Genomic DNA, 18351 nt, shown 5'->3' with positions numbered 1-18351 from the left:
CGGGGTCAGCCCCCGACGGCCGCCCCGGCCCCGTCCTGCGCGGGCAGGGCCGCGGGCGTCCGGCGGGCCGTGGGCGGTACCGGCAGCGGCAGCCCGTCCGTCTCCCCGAGGAAGACCCGCCGCACCACCCGCTCGGCGGCGTACCCGTCGTCGTACGGACAGAACCGGGCTTGGAACGCGGCTCGCAACTGCGCCGAGCGGGAGCCCCGCCAGTGGTCGGTCGCGAAGATGTCGAACAGCTCGTCCTGGCCCCGGGCGACGATGCCGGGCGGGAACGCCGTGACGTCGAAGTACGTGCCCCGGGCCGCCTCGTACGCCTCGATGTCGTCGAGGTGCAGCACCACCGGCCGGTCCAGGTTGACGTAGTCGAACATCAGCGACGCGTAGTCGGTGATCAGGGCGTCCGAGGCGAGCGCCAGCGTCTCCACGGACCGGTGCGCGCTGACGTCGATGATCCGGGGATGCGGCGCACGGTGGCCGCCCCCGGGGCCGGCCGGGCGAGGCGCCCGCGCCAGGACGACGAACTGCGGGCCCAGGACCCGTACCAGCCGCTCCAGGTCCAGGGCGGGCCGCTGGACGCGCCGGTAGTCGCGGGGCACCGGGGCGTACAGCAGGGCGGTGGCGCCCTCGGGGATGCCCAGCGTCTCGCGCAGCCGCGCCACGTCGGCCGGGCCGGTGCGGTGGTACACGTCGTTGCGCGGCGAACCGTATTCCAGCGTCGTGTACGCGGACGGATAGGCCCGCTCCCGTACGAGCGTGGAGTGCGGGTTGGCCGAGAGGGAGAAGTCCCAGGTGTCGACGGAGCGCAGCAGCTCCTCGAAGTCGGTGCCCCGGGCGGCTGCGGGCCGGTCCAGCAGATCGGTGCCCACGGTCCGCAGCGGCGTGCCCTCGTGCGTCTGCAGCAGGATCTGACCCCGGCGCTTGACCAGCCCCCGGTCGAAGGAACCGTCGTTCACCAGATACGCGGAACGGGCCAGCGCCGTCCGGTGGGCGAACGTGCCGGGGGCGAGGTGCCGGGTGCCGGTCGGCACGGTGTGGGCGTCGGCCGGCCGGCAGATCCAGGCCGTCCGCAGCCCCGGCACCAGCTCGCGGACCTTCGCCTCGACCGCCGCCGGGCTCCCCGCGTACCCGCTGCTGCCCCAGGTGGCGAACACCGCGTCCCGGGTGCGCAGCGGCAGCCGCAGCTGGATCCGGTAGTGCGCCCGCAGCGCCGCCGCCCGCACCGCCCGGCGGACCGCCGCCGCGCCCCGGCGCAGCCGGCCGCTCAGGCGATGGGCCACCGACAGGGCCTGGTAGGTGCGCCGCGCGCCGAGCCGCAGCAGGCCGTGCCGCAGGAGTGCGCGGCGGGGGGCCGGGGCGCCGGGGGTGCGATAGCGGCGGCAGGCAGCGGCCGCCCGGCGGAAGAACGCGGCGCGGCTGTGGAGCGGCAGCCGGTCCCGGGAGGCGTACAGCGCCGAGAAGTGGTCCAGCATGCGGCGGAACATCACCGGTCGCCACAGGGCGAGTTCGGGGCGGGCGTCGATGAACGCGAAGACCCGGTCGTACTGGTCGAAGACGTCGAAGTGCTTCTCGCTCGTGGTGGAGAGGATGTTGCCGCGCCGCCGCTGCCGGTAGGAGACGCAGACGGCGTCGAGCACCGCGATCGAATCGGCCGACATCAGCACCGGGTAGGTCCAGGGGGTGTCCTCGTAGTAGCCCGGCGGGAAGGTGAACCCCTCGGCCTCGACGAACGCGCGGCGGTACGCCTTGTTCCAGACGACCATGAGGAGTCGCAGCAGCTCGGGCCGGTCGGTGAGCCGGAAGCGGGCGGGCCCGGCCTCGTCGAGGTGGGCGGCCAGGACGTTGCGGACGCTGCGGCCCGTCCAGTACGTACGGGCGTAGTCGTACATCAGGACGTCGGGGTCGCCGGTCGCGTCGATCCGGTCGGCGATGGTCTGGAGCGCGTCCGGCAGCAGGGTGTCGTCGCCGTCGAGGAAGATCAGGTAGTCGCCGGCCGCCCGGCCCATTCCGGCGTTGCGGGCCGGCCCGAGGCCGATGTTGTCTGGCAGGTGCAGTGCGGTGACGCGAGGGTCCCGGCGGGCGTACTCGTCGGCGATCGGTCCGCAGGCGTCGGGGGAACAGTCGTCGACCACGATGAGCTCGTAGTCCTTGAAGGACTGGGCCAGCACGGAATCCAGACACGCGTGCAGATACGCCTGGACCCGGCATGCGGGCACGATGACGGAGAACCGGGGCACTACACATCCATGGGTCGATCGTTCGCGGAAGCCAGGCAGAGCGCAAACGTCGGATGGAATGACAGGGTTACGCCGGACGCGGCAATCGGGGGACCAGGACGCCGAAGCGGCCCGGTTCCGGGGAACCGGGCCGCTCCGTGTTGACGTACAGCCGTACGCTTCGCGGTCGTACGCCTCCGAGGGTGTACGGCCCTGTGGCGCGGGCTACTTGACCGCGCCCGCCATCACGCCGGAGACGAACTGCCGCTGGAAGGCGAAGAACACCGCCAGCGGGATCACCATCGACACGAACGCGCCGGGCGCGAGCACATCGATGTTGTTGCCGAACTGGCGTACCTGCTGCTGGAGCGCCACGGTGATCGGCGGCGACTCGGAGTCCGCGAAGATCAGGGCGACCAGCATGTCGTTCCACACCCACAGGAACTGGAAGATCCCGAGCGAGGCGATCGCCGGACCGCCCAGCGGCATCACGACCCGGGTGAAGAGCCGGATCTCGCCCGCCCCGTCGAGCCGGGCGGCCTCCAGCAGCTCGCGGGGGATCTCCGCGAAGAAGTTCCGCAGCAGGAAGATCGCGAACGGCAGGCCGAACGCCGTGTGGAACAGCACCACGCCGAGCGTCGTCTCGAAGATCCCGATGGTGCCGAACAGCTCGGACACCGGGATCAGCGCGACCTGCACCGGCACCACCAACAACCCGACGACCAGCAGGAACCACCAGTCCCGGCCGGGGAACTCCATCCAGGCGAAGGCGTATCCGGCCAGCGAACCGATCACCACCACCAGCACGGTGGACGGCACGGTGATCATGATCGTGCTGACGAGGGAGCCGGTGATCGTCGAATTGTCCAGCAGCCGCTGGTAGTTGTCGAGGGTCAGCTCGGACGGGGCGGTGAAGATCTTCCACCAGCCGGTCGCCGCGATGTCCTGGGGACCGCGCAGCGAGGACAGCAGCAGGCCGATCGTGGGCATCAGCCAGAACAGGGCGACCAGGATCAGGAAGACCCTCATCACCCCGCCGCCGGCCCGGGCGGCGATCCTGGCCGCGAGGGACTGCTTCGGCTTGGGCGCCTCGGGGGCGCCCGGCTGCCGGGAGACCGCCTTCTGGCGGCCGATGCGCGCGGTGTTCAGGTCCGGGGTGCTGCTCATCGCCGTCCCTCCTTCCGGATCCGGCGGATGTTGACCAGCATCACCGGGATCACCAGCAGCAGCAGGAGCACCGCGATGGCGCTGCCGATCCCGAGATCCGCGTCCGTGCCGAACGAGGACCGGTACAGCTGGAGCGCCAGCACGTTCGCGTCGTCCTGGGACGAGCCCGGCGCGATGATGAACACCAGGTCGAAGACCTTCAGCACATTGATCATCAGCGTCACCAGGACCACCACCAGCACCGGCGCCAGCATCGGCACCGTGATCCGGCGGAACACCTGCCACTCGTTGGCCCCGTCCACCCGGGCCGCCTCCAGCAGCTCGCGCGGCAGACCGGCCAGCCCGGCCGCGATCAGGACCATCGCGAACCCGGCCCACATCCACACGTAACTGCCGATGATCCCGGGCGTCACGAGGGACGGACCGAGCCAGTCGACGCCGTTGTACGGTTCGCGGAAGTTGTCCGCGGGCAGACGCAGTTGGGCCCCGTCCGCCGAGGCGGGCAGGGTGAACGCCCCGTCCGCTCCGGCGGTGGCGGAGGCGATGACCTCGCCGTCCTTCACCGCCTCGACCTTGAGCCCCTTGAGCCCCAGCTCCTTCGGGTCCACGACGTTCGGCTTCCCGCCGCCGCCCCGGGTGAAGTCCAGCCACGCCGTGCCGGAGATCTTGTCCCCGGAGGCCGCCGGGGCGCCCTGGGCCGGCCGCGCGTCGCCCGGCATCTTCGCCGGGGCCACACCGACCAGCGGCACCCGCAGCGGCTGACCCGCCCGGATCGGCTCCTTGGCGACGAAGGTCCCGCCGGCCGCCTTCTCCAGCGGGTGCACGGGCAGCGGGCGGGCTTTCGGGAAGCCGGAGGACTGGTTGAACGTGTCGTGCACGCCCACCGCCACCGCGTTGGCGACACCCCGCTCGGGAGCCTGGTCGTACACCAGCCGGAAGATGATGCCCGCCGCCAGCATCGAGATCGCCATCGGCATGAAGACGATCAGCTTGAACGCGGTGCCCCAGCGGATCCGCTCGGTGAGCACCGCGAAGATCAGCCCGAGCGCGGTGGCGACCGTCGGGGCGAGGACCACCCAGATCGCGTTGTTCTTCACCGCCGTGAGAATCGTGTCGTCGGTGAAGAGCGCCTTGTAGTTGTCGATCCCGGCGAAGCTCGTACCGGCCTGGTCGAAGAACGACCGGTAGACGGAATACCCGATCGGATAGACCACCAGCGCGCCGAGCAGCACCAGCGCGGGCAGCAGGAACGCCGCCGCGGCCACCTTGCGGGTGCCGGTCACGCTCCGGCCGGGCTTCTTCGGGTCGGGGGACGGGCGCGGACTCGTGTCGTCGGCGGGGGGCGCCGCACCGGCGCCCCCCGCGGTCGCTGTCGTCACGGCGTCAGCTCTTGTACGCCTCGGCCGCCGCGGACTCCAGTTTCTTCTGGGTCCCCGCGATGTCCTTCGGGTTCTTCAGGAAGTCCTGGAGGATCTTCCACTCGCCCGCACCGGGCGTCCCGCCGAACGACTGCGGGGCCTGGTCGGACATGTCGAACCGGACGTCGTCACCCGCGTCGATCAGCGCCTGGGCCATCGTGCGCTGCACCTCGTTCGGGTACGCCTTCATGTCCAGGCCCTTGTTCGGGGAGATGAAGCCGCCCGACTCGGCCCAGATCTTCGCCGCGTCCGGCGACGCCAGCCAGGTCAGCAGCGCCTGGGCGCCCTTGCTGTCCTTGAGCGCCACCGCCGCGTCGCCACCGGTCACCACCGGCGAGTCCGCGCCGACCGCCGGGAACGGGAAGACCTTCGCGTCCGTGCCGATCTTCGCCTCGGTCTGCCCGATGTTGATGGCGACGAAGTCGCCCTCGAAGACCATCGCGCCCTTGGGCTGGTCGCCCCCGGTGAAGGTCTGCGTCACCGAGGCCGGGAACTCCGTCTGGAGCGCCCCGTCCGCACCGCCGGCGATCAGCTCCGGCTTGCCGAACAGCTCGGCGAGTGTCGTCAGCGCGTCCTTGACGGACGGGTCGGTCCACGGGATCTCGTGCTTCGCCAGCTGGTCGTACATCTCCGGCCCCGCCTGCGAGAGGTAGACGTTCTCGAACCAGTCGGTCAGGGTCCAGCCGTCCGCGCCGCCCACCGAGACCGGCGTGACGCCGGAGGCGGAGACGGTCTCCGCGGTCGTCAGGAAGTCCTTCCAGGTCTTCGGCTCGCTCGCCCCCGCGTTGTCGAACGCGGCGGCGTTGTACCAGATCAGCGACTTGTTGGCGGCCTTGAAATACACGCCGTACTGGGTGCCGTCCACCGCGCCGAGGTCCTGCCAGACCTTCGCGTAGTTCTGGCCGAGCTGGGCCCGCGCCTCGGCGCCCACCGGCTTGGCCCACTTCTTCGCGGCCGCCTGCTGGATCGCGCCGACCTGCGGGATCATCGCCACGTCCGGCGGCTGCTTGCCCGCGATCTTCGTGCCCAGGAAGTTGATGATCGGGTCCTGCGCCGGGACGAACGTCACGCTCGCGCCCGTTCGCTTCTCGAACTCGTCCAGCACCTTGGTGAAGTTCTCCTGCTCGGGACCGGTCCAGACCGCGGCGACGGAGACGTCCTCCCCGTCCAGCTTCGGCAGCTTCACCGTGGACGCGCTGTCCGTGCCCTTGCCGGAGTCGTCGCCCGACTTCTTCTCGCCGTCGCCTCCGCAACCGGTCAGCGCCAGAGCGCCGACCGCCGCGAACACGAGTGCGGCCCTGCGTATCGAGAGGGTTGTGCGCATTCCTGCCCCGTTTCTTCCCTACACGCCCGGCCACGTCCGCATGCCCGGACTCCGTCGTCCGTGCGCACAGTCCTACGCCCGGTGCACGGGCCCCGCAATACCGCCGGAGGCTCCGACGCGCTGATCGTGATCGCCTCGTGACGTCAGGTCAGGGCATGTCGGAAGCCTGCCCGGGCAGGGGTAGGAGCGGCCTTCCCGGAGGTCGCGGCCAGGCCGTGGTCAGGCGGTGAACGGCACGAGCGCGGGCAGCCGTTCGGCGTTCACCGAGCGGGCCGCGCGCTCCAGCGCACTGGCGAGCAGCGCCAGGTCGGTCGGCCCGTTGCCCAGCTCCCGTACCGGGCGCCGGGTCGGCGGATCGCCCATCCGCTCCCACTCCAGCGGGACGACGGTCGGCCGCAGCGTCGCCGTACGCGGGATGCGCCCCGTGACCCGGCCCCCCTGGAACGGCGTCACCCGGCCGTCCGGATGGCCCAACCGGCCCCTGCCCGGGGCCGGTTCGTCCGGGGACGGCGGCAGCACCGGGGCGTCCAGCACGATCCGCAGCCGGGCGCCACGGGCCAGCTCGGTGTCCTCGGTGCGGTCGGGGCGCGCGGAGGTCGCGACCAGGTGCACCCCGAGCCGCCCGCCGTCCCGGGCCACGGCCTCCAGCGCCCGCACCACCGAACCGGCCGCGGGCCGGCCGGGGGAGCCGAGCGCGGGGGCGACCAGCGCGTCGAAGTCGTCGGCGAGGACGACGAGGCGGGGCAGCGGGGAGGGGCCGGGGGCCGCGGACCGGGCGGCGGCGGGGCGCAGCCGCAGGGTGCCGCTGGCCGGGGAGTCCAGATCGCCCCGGCGCTCGGAGACGCTCGGCGGCCGCTGGCCCACGATGCGGGGGGCGCTCTCCTGCTGGGCGTCCTGCCGGGCGTGCCGCTCGTGCCAGGCGGCGAAGTCCAGATCGCCGAGCAGCTCGGCGCGCCGCTTCAGCTCGCCGCCCAGGGCCTGCGCGAACTCCCGCATCCGGACCGGGTCGGACGCCACGAGGTGCGTGAAGACGTGCGGCAGCTCCGTACAGGGGAGCAGGCCTTCGCCGCGGTCCCGCTGTTCGCCGCCGGTGCCGTCCACGAGGAGGATGCCGAGCCGGTCGGGCCGGGCGGCGGAGGCGAGCGAGGCGGCGACGGCCCGGAGCAGCTCGGTGCGGCCGCTGCCCGGGGGCCCCTCGATCAGCAGGTGGGGGCCCTCGTCGGCGAGATCGACGCTGAGGGGGCCGCGGGGGCCCGCGCCGAGCACGAGGACCGGCCGGCCGGTGTGGAGACCGGGGCCGCAGGCCGGGACGGCGGCGTCGCCCTGCTCGCCGGGGCGCTGCCCCGAGCCGGAACGCTGGGACCCGAGGTAGGGCGTGCGCTCGGAGTCGCGGGTGTCCAGCGGTGGATACGGGGTGCGGTCCGGGTCGGGGGCGCCCGCGGCCGGGTACGGCGTGCGGCCGGAGTCGTCGTGGGGTGAGGAGGCCGCGGTGCGCTGGGGGCCGACGCGCGGGCCGGCGCTGAGGGTGCGCCCGGAGTTGGCGCTGTCCAGCTCGGAGCGGAGCTGGGGACCGGCGGCGGTCCGGGGCGCCGAGGCGCCCGGCTGAGCCTCCGCCGTGGACGCCCAGCGGGCCATCAGCGAGGCCGGTGTGGCGCGGGCCAGGCCCAGCTCGTCCAGCAGCCGGGCGGACGGCGGCAGTGCCGCGGTCGTCGGGCGGCCCGCCAGTGCGGCCGAACCCTCCTCACGCAGGGGGGCCAGGGCCCGCCCGAACCGCTCGGCCCAGGCCGCCGACACCGCGTCCACCGCGGCCACGGTCCCGTGCCCAGCGGCCTGCCCGCCCGCCGTGCGCAGCAGGCGCAACGCCGTGGCGACGTCGCCGCTCAGCATCGCGACCGCCCCGCACTCCCGGAAGGCGATGGAGCCCCGGCAGGCGGCCTCGTACGTCGCGGCCACCGGCGAGGTGGGGGAGGCGGCGGGGGTCTCGGCCAGGCAGATCAGATGGATCCCGGCGGCCGCGCCCGCCCCGGCCAGCCGCGCCGTGGTCTCGCGCAGGAACGCCGTACCGGGGTCGCCGTCCAGGACGACCACCGTGTGCGGGCCCGTATGGGCGCGGGCGGCCTCGGCCACCGCGGCCCGGTCCAGATGCGGCCAGCCGGGACCGAGAGGGCCCTCGTCGAGGCGGCGCACCAGCTCGGCCGTTCGGGCCTCCGCCTGCTCGCGCTCGTATGCGAGGAGCAGCCGGCAGTCCTGCCCGTGCGTCGGGCGCAGATGCGGCAGCCAGCCCAGCCAGGACCACTCGCGCCGCCGCTCCTCCAGCGTGCGGGAGCGGTCCGTGGAGAGCAGGACGATCTCCAGGTCGAACGGGGAGTGCAGCGCGGCGAGCTGCGCGACCGTCGCCCGGGCCAGACCCGCCAGCCGGGCGCGAGGGCCGGCGAGCCCCAGCGAACCGGCCTCCCGCAGTCCCACGGTCACCGGCACGCCGGGCACCTCGGCCCGGTCCGTCGTGCCGAGCCGCACCACGAGCGCCTCCGGGTGCTCCGGGTGGCGCTCCCAGAGCCGGGGCCCCGGCCCGAGCGCGGTCAGCAGCACGGCCGCCGGGTCCGGCCAGGTGCCCTCGGGCGCGGAGGGCAGCGCGGAGAAGGGGGAGCCGGGGGAGACCGGGGAGGCGAGGTGCCCGGCCCCCGACGGGCCGCCGGAGGCATCGGGGAAGCCGCCCGGTCCGCCGGAGGGGCCCGCGGCGGAGCCGTGCGCGCCGGTCCCGTGAGCGCCGGAGCCGTACGTGCCGGTTCCGTATGCCTCGGTTCCGTACGCCTCTGAGCCGTAAGCCTCTGAGCCGTACGCCTCGGAGCCGTACGTCGACGATCCGTACGCCGCGCGGGCGTCCGGAGCGTGCGGTGTGCGGGCTCCGTACGCGTTACCCCGCGCGCCGGCCCCGGTCTCCGGGCCGGTCGCCTGCTCGTCCTTCGCGCCGCCCTTGAGCCGCCGCGCCCACGCTCCTATGCCGCGCCGGGGCGCCGGGGCCTCGGCGAACTCCTCGCCGCGGGCGTGGGTGCCGTGTCCCGCGTGGGCGACCTGCCCGGCCTCGGCATGCCGCGGCCAGGAGGGCTCGTCGGAGGACGGCCCCTCGTACCCGTACGCCCCGGAAGGGGAGGCGGGAGAGGCGGCGAACGGGGAGGCCGGCGCGCCGTACACGTGGCCCTGGCCTCCGTGGTCGGGGGTGCGCGCGGCGAAGGGCGCACCGGTGCCCTGGCCCGGGGCGGCGGGCGCCGTCTCGGCGCGGGTCACCCGCAGGTGTCCCTCGCCGTCCGGGGCGGTCGGCAGCGTCGGCGTGCGGGAGCCCGACGTGAGGCGGAGGGCGGATTCGCCGAGCCGCAGCAGCGCGCCGGGGGCGAGGCGGACCGGCCGGTCGTGCACCTCGACGCCGTCCAGCGAGGTGCCGTTCGTCGAGCCGAGGTCGGCGACCGAGACCCGGCCGTCGTCGGAGACCGTCACCGCGCAGTGCAGCCGGGAGACGTCCGGGTCGTCGAGCGGGACGTCCGCGTCGGCGGAGCGCCCGATCCGGATCTGCCCGCCGTGCAGCAGATGGACCCCGCCCGCGTCGGGCCCCGCCACCACGTGGAGCTGCGCCGGGACGGCGGCGTCCGTCGCCTCGTCGTCGCCGGGGACCTGGAGCGAGAGGACCGCGCCGTCCACCAGGGGCGGCTCGCCCAGCGCGATGCGGTGCCCGTCCAGCCGCTCCCGTCCGGCGAAGAGCACGACCGCCCCGCCGCCCTGGGAGCTCTCGGGCCCCGACACGGCGGCGGCCAGCTGGGAGGCGACGGCGGCCAGCGCCGTCCCGGCGGGGGCGGTGACGAGCACGTCGCAGGTGCGCGCCGGGGTCTGGCCGCTGCGCGGCGCGAGGACGGTCAACCGGATCTGCATCGCCGTCAGCGGTCCCTTCTGCGCGGGGGTGCCCGGCAGGGGAAACGCCCTGTGATTCCCCCCACCCGGCACGGACACGTCGTCCGTACAGGTCGTCACGCACCGCGAGGCTCCGACCCCGCAGATCCGTGCTGGAGGCATCCTCGCACCTGCCACTGACAACACGCCCGGCGGTCACCTTTAAATGATCTTGAATGGTCGGCTGTGGGCGCAAAAGTGCCTGCTTGCGTCCGGATCCCGTCGCTCGGTGAGGTTTCCGGGGAGTTGTCCGCCGTACATCGGGCGGAAACCCGCACCTTTCGCCGAACGCCCGACCGGCCTGTGATCAGGTGTGCGGCAACCTTCCGCCCGGTCTCCGCGTCTTCCCTCGAAACGTGAGCCCCCGGTGCCCCGTTCGGCGGCATTACAGTGGGCCGGAACATTCGGGCGGGCCGGGGGGACCGCAAGCACCACGATCAGCAGGGAGCGCATGACGTGCGGCCGGTAGGCAGCAAGTACCTGCTCGAGGAGCCGCTCGGGCGCGGCGCCACGGGCACCGTCTGGCGAGCCCGCCAGCGGGAGACCGCGGGCGCCGAGGCAGCCGTCGCGGGTCAGCCCGGCGAGACCGTGGCCATCAAGGTCCTCAAGGAGGAGCTGGCCAACGACGCCGATGTGGTGATGCGGTTCCTGCGGGAGCGCTCCGTCCTGCTGCGGCTCACGCACCCGAACATCGTGCGCACCCGGGACCTCGTCGTCGAGGGCGATCTCCTCGCCCTGGTGATGGACCTGATCGACGGCCCCGACCTGCACCGCTACCTCCGCGCGAACGGCCCGCTCACCCCGGTCGCCGCCGCCCTGCTCACCGCGCAGATCGCGGACGCGCTCGCCGCCAGCCACGCCGACGGCGTCGTCCACCGCGACCTCAAGCCCGCCAACGTGCTGCTCGACGAGCGCGACGGCGGCATGACCCCGATGCTCACCGACTTCGGCATCGCGCGCCTGGCCGACTCCCCGGGCCTGACCCGGACCCACGAGTTCGTCGGCACGCCCGCCTACGTGGCGCCGGAGTCCGCCGAGGGGCGCCCGCAGACCTCCGCCGTCGACATCTACGGCGCGGGCATCCTGCTGTACGAGCTGGTCACCGGCCGACCGCCGTTCGCCGGGGGCACCGCCCTCGAAGTCCTGCACCGGCACCTCAGCGAGGAGCCCCGCCGCCCCTCCACCGTCCCCGCGCCGCTGTGGACGGTGATAGAGCGCTGCCTGAGCAAGGACCCGGACCGGCGGCCCAGCGCGGAGAACCTGGCCCGTGGCCTGCGTACGGTCGCCTCGGGCATCGGCGTCCACGCGAACTCGGCCCAGATCGCCGCGGCCGAAGGGGTGGGCGCCCTGCTCGCCCCCGACCCGGCGCCCACGGCCGTCCCGGAGACCCCGGGCGCGGCCGATCCCACGCAGGTGCTGCCGAGCAACGCGGGTTCCTACGACCCCGGCGCCGCCACCAGCGTGCTCCCGCAGTCCGGCCCCGGGGGCCAGGGCGGCCCCGGCGGCGGCCACGCCGATCCGACCGCCGTCATGCCGCCCGTGCCGCAGCGCCCCGACGGGCCGCCGCAGCCGGACGGCCCGCACCCCTGGCAGTCGCAGCTCCAGGCGGCCCGCGACCGCAACGAGCAGACCCAGGTGCAGTACCTGGACCCGAGCCAGGACCCGCTGCGCCGCCGGCCCCAGCGCCAGCAGCCGCCGCACCAGCACCAGCAACAGCAACAGCAGCAGCCCCAGCGCCGCCAGCCGCCTCCGCAGCACCAGCAGTACCCGCCGCAACACCAGCAGCAACAGCAGCACCAGCCACAGCGCTACCAGCAGCCGCAGCAGCCCCAGCGGCAGCAGTACGCGCCCCCGCAGCCGCAGCAGCCCCAGCAGCCGGCCGCGCGCCCGCCGCGCGAGCCGCGCCCGCCGAGGCAGCGCGGCGCCAACCCGATGCGGATCCCCGGACTCGGCTGCCTCAAGGGCTGCCTGTTCACCCTGGTGCTCCTGGTCGTCGCCGGCTGGCTGATCTGGGAGCTGACCCCGCTCCAGGACTGGGTCGCCCAGGGCAAGGGCTACTGGGAAGCGATCGGCGACGCGATCGGCACGGTCACCGACTGGATCTCCAAGGTCGGCGACAGCGCCGGAGGCTCGGGCGGAGCCTGACCCGTCAGCGGGGCCCTGGCGGCCGGGCATGCTCCCCAGGGCCCGCAACACTGTCCCTTTGTCGACTTCTCCGGGCCCATTCCGCCCGGAGAAGTGAAGGTCGGTGCCATCCTGGGCGTGTGACACCCCGAACGCCGCGTAACTTTGTCGACCGGGGGTCCACCGCCAGCCGCTGAGGGAGCAGTCTTGGCACGGAATATCGGCAGCCGGTACACGGCCCACCAGATCCTGGGGCGCGGCAGCGCCGGCACGGTATGGCTCGGCGAGGGGCCCGAGGGCCCGGTCGCCATCAAGCTGCTCCGTGAGGACCTCGCGTCCGACCAGGAGCTCGTGGGCCGCTTCGTACAGGAGCGCAACGCCCTGCTCGGGCTCGACCACCCGCACGTGGTCGCCGTCCGGGACCTCGTCGTGGACGGCAACGACCTGGCCCTGGTCATGACGCTCGTACGCGGCACCGACCTGCGCACCCGCCTGGACCGCGAGCGCCGCCTCGCCCCCGAGGCCGCCGTCGCGATCATCGCGGACGTCGCCGACGGACTGGCCGCCGCGCACAAGGCCCAGATCGTCCACCGGGACGTCAAGCCGGAGAACATCCTGCTCGACATGGAGGGCCCGCTCGGACCCGGCGGCGCCCACCCCGCCCTGCTCACCGACTTCGGCGTCGCCAAGCTGATCGACACCCCGCGCCGCACCAAGGCCACGAAGATCATCGGTACGCCGGACTATCTGGCCCCCGAGATCGTCGAGGGCCTCCCGCCGCGCGCCGCCGTCGACATCTACGCGCTCGCGACCGTCCTCTACGAGCTGCTCGCCGGGTTCACGCCCTTCGGCGGCGGCCACCCCGGCGCGGTCCTGCGCCGCCATGTCACCGAGACCGTCGTCCCGCTCCCCGGCATCCCCGAGGAGCTCTGGCAGCTCCTGGTGCAGTGCCTGGCCAAGGCCCCCGCCTCCCGGCTGCGCGCCTCGGAGCTGGCCGTACGGCTGCGCGACCTGCTGCCCCTGCTGGCGGGGATACCGCCGCTGGAGGTGGACGAGCCCGACCCGGAGGAGAGCGAGCGGCAGCCCGCCTACGACGAGCAGCAGTACACCCCGGCCACCGAGGAGCCCCGCCGCCGCGGGGCGGTCCCGCTGGTGCCCGGCTCGGCCCCCGACTCCAACCGGGACACCCACACGAGCATGCGCGTCCCGGCCCCGGACGAGCTGGCGGGCGGCCCCCTCGGCACGGCCCGTGCACCCCGCGCCCCGGGCAGGCCCCGGCCCGGCTCCGCCCGCAACAAGGCCGCGGCCGTCCGCAAGCGCCGCATCACCCTCGGGGTCGCCGCCCTCGCCCTCTGCGCCGCCGTCGCGGTCGGCGGCTGGCTGGCCACCGGCGGCGGCGACGGCGGCGGGGCGCCCCAGGACAGCGAGAACTCGGCCCCGGCGACCCCGTGAGCGCACCCTTCCCCGGGCCTGCCGCCGGGCCCGTTCACGGGCCTGTTCCCGGGGGAGGGCAAGCTTCATCCGCCCAGCCGTTACGCTGGACCCGTGGCAGTCGTCGATATTTCCGAAGAGCTGAAGTCCCTCTCCTCGACCATGGGGTCGATCGAGGCCGTCCTGGACCTGGATGCGCTGAGGGCGGACATCGCCGCGCTCGAGGAGCAGGCTGCGGCGCCGTCCCTGTGGGACGACCCGGAGGCGGCCCAGAAGATCACCAGCAAGCTTTCGCACCTCCAGGCCGAGGTCCGCAAGGCCGAGGCCCTGCGCGGCCGCATCGACGACCTCGAAGTCCTCTTCGAGCTCGCCGAGGACGAGGGCGACGCCGACGCCCGGGCGGAGGCCGAGGCCGAGCTGGAATCCGTGAAGAAGGCGCTGGACGAGATGGAGGTCCGCACGCTCCTCTCCGGCGAGTACGACGCGCGCGAGGCCCTGGTGACCATCCGCGCCGAGGCGGGCGGCGTCGACGCCGCCGACTTCGCGGAGAAGCTCCAGCGCATGTACCTCCGCTGGGCCGAGCAGCACAACTACAAGACCGAGATCTACGAGACCGCGTACGCCGAAGAGGCCGGCATCAAGTCGACCACCTTCGCCGTCCAGGTCCCGTACGCCTACGGCACCCTCTCGGTCGAGCAGGGCACCCACCGCCTGGTCCGCATCTCGCCGTTCGACAACCAGGGCCGCCGCCAGACGTCCTTCGCGGGCGTCGAGGTGCTCCCGGTCGTCGAGCAGACCGACCACATCGAGATCGACGAGTCCGAGCTGCGCGTGGACGTGTACCGCTCCTCGGGCCCCGGCGGACAGGGCGTCAACACCACGGACTCCGCGGTCCGCTTGACCCACCTGCCCACCGGCATCGTCGTCTCCTGCCAGAACGAGCGCTCGCAGATCCAGAACAAGGCGTCCGCGATGAACGTCCTCCAGGCGAAGCTTCTCGAGCGCCGCCGCCAGGAGGAGCAGGCCAAGATGAACGCGCTCAAGGGCGACGGCGGCAACTCCTGGGGCAACCAGATGCGTTCGTACGTCCTGCACCCGTACCAGATGGTCAAGGACCTGCGTACGGAGTTCGAAATGGGCAACCCCGAGGCGGTCTTCAACGGCGAGATCGACGGCTTCGTCGAGGCGGGCATCCGCTGGCGCAAGCAGCGGGAGAAGTAGCTTCAGCGGTACGCAGGTTGGGCCCGGACAGATGGCTGTCCGGGCCCGCCCGCGTTGCGGAGGATCTGTGCCCGATACGTCACAGTCGGGCTTCCGAATAGCCGTCAAGAACCCCCATACCGGTGCCTAGTGCACGGAACGGCCTTGACGTAATCCTTAACTCTGGCCAGGGTGCTAGAGCAGCATGCGTATGTCTGGGACGGGTGTGAACCGGGGGGCGGGCGGGGTGACCACGACACGACGTGGCCTTGCCGAGAGAGATTCCCCGCAGGGCCCACGGCCCGCATATGGCTGCTCCAATGACGAGATCGGCTACTGGGGGTAGCAACAGATGACGAAGAAGACGCGTGTTCGCGTCGCGCGGATAGCCGCCGGCGCGGTTATCGCCGCGGGTGCCTCGCTGACTGCGGCCGGTGCGGCGCAGGCGCTGGACCTCGATGGTTCCAGCGAGTCCACCATCACCACGCAGGACCAGAACGAGGGCGAAGGCCTCCTCGGCGAGCTCATCGGTGGCGGCGACCCGGGCGGCGTCGACTCGGGCGGCGCGGCGGGCGAGACCACCGGCGAGACGTCCACCACGGGTGAGACCTCGACGACCGGTGAGACCACCACGGGTGAGACCACCGGCGAGACGTCGACCACGGGTGAGACCACCACGGGTGAGACCACCGGCGAGACGTCCACCACCGGTGAGACCTCGACGACCGGTGAGACCACCACGGGTGAGACCACCGGCGAGACGTCCTCGACCGGCGACACCTCCGAGGGGCAGACCGGCTCCACCGGCACCTCGGGCACCACGGGTACCTCGGGCTCCACCGGCACCTCGGGCGCTTCCGGTGGCGACCAGGGCGCGACCGGCACGTCCGGCTCCACCGGCGGTGGCGACGACGTCGGCTCCTGCACCGTCGACCTCGACGGCGCCGAGTGCACCGACAACACCGACACCGACAGCGTCGGCAACAAGCCGGTCGAGCAGAGCAAGGGCAAGGAAGAGCTCGCCGAGACCGGTGCGGCCGAGACGACCTTCCTGGTCATCGGCGCCGCGACGATGATCGCGGGCGGCATCGGCTTCCGCGTCCTGCCGCGCCTCGTCGGCGGCGGTCGCACGGTCGCCTAGGTCCGCGGCCGGGTCCGAGGGGACCCCGGTGGACCGTACCGACGGGTAGCGGGCGCGAGTCAGGCCCCTGCACGGCACGGCACAGCATGAGGAAGGGCCCGGGAGGGCGTACGACGCCTCCCGGGCCCTTCCGCGCGCCCGGACCGCTCAGGCGGCCGTACGCGTGCGTCTGTCAGCCCCGAAGGGGCGATGGGGATGATGAGGGGTGGCCCCGCAGGGCCGCGCGCGCCCGATCAGGCCGCTTGGTGCGCCAGCAGCGCGAGCGCCGTCAGCAGCACCACCATCAGGGCGATCAGCGTCGCCGGGCTCATCCCGGCCAGCGGGCCCTGGCCCTGCTCCTCCAGCATCTGCTGCCGCACGGCGCGGCAGACACGGCAACGGCCCTCGCTGACGGGGGACGCGCAGTTCGCGCACACCAGTCGGTCATAGGTCATGCGCATTCCTCCTCCCGCGCGGCGGAGCCGCTTGCCTGCGTTCTCTCCGCACAACGCTCACGGAAACGCAACCGTTCCCCCCACCACTGTGCCAGCTCGCGGCGTTTTCGGCGCGGCCCGCCGGACAAGGTCCGGCACGACCCGTTTCGTTCCGTAGGGTGATCCGCCATAAATCGCCCATTGCCGGACGCCGCCTGCACGCGTGAGCCCGGTTCGCGTATGGTCACGCTCACCTACTCCCGGCCGACCGTGGTGCATCCGTGATCCGATTCGACAACGTCTCCAAGACCTACCCGAAGCAGACCCGACCGGCTCTGCGCGATGTCTCGCTGGACATCGAGAAGGGTGAGTTCGTCTTCCTGGTGGGGTCCTCCGGCTCCGGCAAGTCGACCTTCATGCGACTGATCCTGCGCGAGGAGCGCGCCAGCACGGGCATGGTCCATGTGCTCGGCAAGGACCTCGCGCGGCTGTCCAACTGGAAGGTGCCGCAGATGCGCCGCCAGTTGGGGACGGTCTTCCAGGACTTCCGTCTGCTGCCCAACAAGACGGTCGCGGAGAACGTGGCCTTCGCGCAGGAGGTCATCGGCAAGCCCCGCGGCGAGATCCGCAAGGCCGTGCCCCAGGTCCTCGACCTCGTCGGCCTCGGCGGCAAGGAGGAGCGGATGCCCGGTGAGCTCTCCGGTGGTGAGCAGCAGCGTGTGGCCATCGCCCGCGCGTTCGTCAACCGCCCCATGCTGCTGATCGCGGACGAGCCGACCGGCAACCTCGACCCGCAGACCTCGGTGGGCATCATGAAGCTGCTGGACCGGATCAACCGGACCGGCACCACCGTGATCATGGCGACCCACGACCAGAACATCGTCGACCAGATGCGCAAGCGCGTCATCGAGCTCGAGCAGGGCCGTCTCGTACGCGACCAGGCGCGCGGCGTCTACGGCTACCAGCACTGACCGGGGGGCTCCGGCCCCTCGTGCATTTCGAGCATCGAGTACTGAAAGGACGCCATGCGCGCCCAGTTCGTCCTGTCGGAGATCGGCGTCGGTCTCCGCCGCAACCTCACGATGACCTTCGCGGTCGTGGTCTCCGTCGCCCTCTCGCTCGCCCTGTTCGGCGGTGCGCTGCTGATGCGCGAGCAGGTCAGCACGATGAAGGACTACTGGTACGACAAGGTCAACGTCTCCATCTTCCTCTGCAACAAGAACGACGCCAAGGACATGCCCAAGTGCGCCAAGGGGGCTGTCACCAAGGAGCAGAAGGCGGAGATCGAGGCCGATCTGGAGAAGATGGACGCCGTCGACACGGTCCACTTCGAGACGGTCGACGAGGCGTACAAGCACTACCAGGAGCAGTTCGGCGACTCCCCGATGGCGGGCAACATCACGCCCGACCAGATGCAGGAGTCGTTCCGCGTGAAGCTGGACGACCCACAGAAGTACAAGGTCGTCGCGACGGCCTTCGCCGGGCGGGACGGGGTGCAGTCCGTCCAGGACCAACGGTCCATCCTGGACAACCTCTTCGAGCTGATGAACGGCATGAACGTCGTCGCGATCTACGTGATGATCCTGATGCTGGTCATCGCGCTGATCCTGATCGTCAACACCGTGCGCGTCTCCGCGTTCAGCCGGAGACGTGAAACGGGCATCATGCGCCTCGTGGGGGCCTCCGGCTTCTACATCCAGGCCCCCTTCATCATGGAGGCGGCCGTCGCCGGCCTGATCGGCGGCGTGCTGGCCTGCGCCATGCTGCTCGGCGGGCGGTACTTCCTGATCGACGGCGGCCTCGCCCTCCAGGAGAAGCTGAACCTGATCAACTTCATCGGCTGGGACGCGGTTCTCACCAAGCTTCCGCTGGTGCTCGCGATCGGCCTGCTGATGCCGGCGATCGCCGCGCTCTTCGCGCTGCGCAAGTATCTGAAGGTATGACATACGCCTCCTGGGGCGCGGTCTACGACCAGCGG

Annotated in this window: 12 protein-coding genes; 6 read left to right on the top strand and 6 right to left on the bottom strand. The window is 72.7% G+C overall.

Annotation, left to right across the window (positions count from 1 at the left end; all coding sequences use genetic code 11):
• Positions 1 to 5 precede the first annotated feature (5 nt).
• From ACFWRV_RS29510 to ACFWRV_RS29490, 5 genes are all read right to left on the bottom strand, one after another.
• Complete coding sequence (locus ACFWRV_RS29510; protein ID WP_384338814.1) at positions 6 to 2237, bottom strand: CDP-glycerol glycerophosphotransferase family protein; 2232 nt, start codon at positions 2235 to 2237, stop codon at positions 6 to 8.
• Positions 2238 to 2441: 204 nt separating this feature from the next.
• A complete protein-coding gene (locus ACFWRV_RS29505) occupies positions 2442 to 3383 on the bottom strand; it encodes a carbohydrate ABC transporter permease (protein WP_384338813.1) in 942 nt (313 codons plus the stop codon).
• Positions 3380 to 4666, bottom strand: a complete 1287-nt coding sequence (locus tag ACFWRV_RS29500) for a carbohydrate ABC transporter permease (RefSeq protein WP_384338835.1) — start codon at positions 4664 to 4666, stop codon at positions 3380 to 3382. The genes ACFWRV_RS29505 and ACFWRV_RS29500 overlap by 4 nt, the downstream gene beginning before the upstream one ends.
• Before the next feature lie 100 nt (positions 4667 to 4766).
• Positions 4767 to 6125, bottom strand: a complete 1359-nt coding sequence (locus ACFWRV_RS29495; RefSeq protein WP_384338811.1) for an ABC transporter substrate-binding protein — start codon at positions 6123 to 6125, stop codon at positions 4767 to 4769.
• A gap of 219 nt (positions 6126 to 6344) precedes the next feature.
• Positions 6345 to 10046, bottom strand: coding sequence for an FHA domain-containing protein (locus ACFWRV_RS29490; protein WP_384338810.1), 3702 nt, complete (start codon positions 10044 to 10046; stop codon positions 6345 to 6347).
• Positions 10047 to 10520: 474 nt separating this feature from the next.
• Here ACFWRV_RS29490 and ACFWRV_RS29485 point away from each other — a divergent pair, with 474 nt between their 5' ends.
• From ACFWRV_RS29485 to ACFWRV_RS29470, 4 genes are all read left to right on the top strand, one after another.
• Positions 10521 to 12209 (top strand): serine/threonine-protein kinase, encoded by a 1689-nt coding sequence (locus tag ACFWRV_RS29485; RefSeq protein ID WP_384338809.1) that lies wholly within the window; start codon positions 10521 to 10523, stop codon positions 12207 to 12209.
• Positions 12210 to 12395: 186 nt separating this feature from the next.
• Positions 12396 to 13640 carry a serine/threonine-protein kinase gene (locus tag ACFWRV_RS29480; RefSeq protein WP_384338808.1) on the top strand — a complete coding sequence of 415 codons (1245 nt, stop codon included), beginning with the start codon at positions 12396 to 12398 and terminating at the stop codon, positions 13638 to 13640.
• 93 nt (positions 13641 to 13733) lie between these two features.
• Positions 13734 to 14840: a peptide chain release factor 2 gene (prfB, locus tag ACFWRV_RS29475; protein WP_384338806.1), complete on the top strand. Its 1107-nt coding sequence runs from the start codon at positions 13734 to 13736 to the stop codon at positions 14838 to 14840.
• A 331-nt stretch (positions 14841 to 15171) separates the two neighbouring features.
• On the top strand, positions 15172 to 15960 hold the full coding sequence (locus ACFWRV_RS29470; RefSeq protein WP_384338805.1) for an LPXTG cell wall anchor domain-containing protein: 789 nt from the start codon (positions 15172 to 15174) through the stop codon (positions 15958 to 15960).
• Between the two features lie 233 nt (positions 15961 to 16193).
• Here the strand turns inward: ACFWRV_RS29470 and ACFWRV_RS29465 are convergent, their stop codons facing one another.
• Positions 16194 to 16394 carry a hypothetical protein gene (locus ACFWRV_RS29465; RefSeq protein ID WP_384338803.1) on the bottom strand — a complete coding sequence of 67 codons (201 nt, stop codon included), beginning with the start codon at positions 16392 to 16394 and terminating at the stop codon, positions 16194 to 16196.
• A 260-nt stretch (positions 16395 to 16654) separates the two neighbouring features.
• On the opposite strand from ACFWRV_RS29465, the gene ftsE reads away from it, so the two are divergent.
• Both ftsE and ftsX read left to right on the top strand, forming a co-directional pair.
• Complete coding sequence (gene ftsE, locus ACFWRV_RS29460; RefSeq protein ID WP_003968787.1) at positions 16655 to 17344, top strand: cell division ATP-binding protein FtsE; 690 nt, start codon at positions 16655 to 16657, stop codon at positions 17342 to 17344.
• A gap of 54 nt (positions 17345 to 17398) precedes the next feature.
• Positions 17399 to 18316, top strand: coding sequence for a permease-like cell division protein FtsX (ftsX, locus tag ACFWRV_RS29455; RefSeq protein WP_384338801.1), 918 nt, complete (start codon positions 17399 to 17401; stop codon positions 18314 to 18316).
• Positions 18317 to 18351 lie beyond the last annotated feature (35 nt).

Origin of the sequence: Streptomyces sp. NPDC058576 (assembly GCF_042718715.1) — a bacterium.
Lineage (GTDB): Bacteria > Actinomycetota > Actinomycetes > Streptomycetales > Streptomycetaceae > Streptomyces.
Note: the sequence above shows the minus strand (reverse complement) of the source record. Positions and strands in the feature narration are given on the sequence as shown.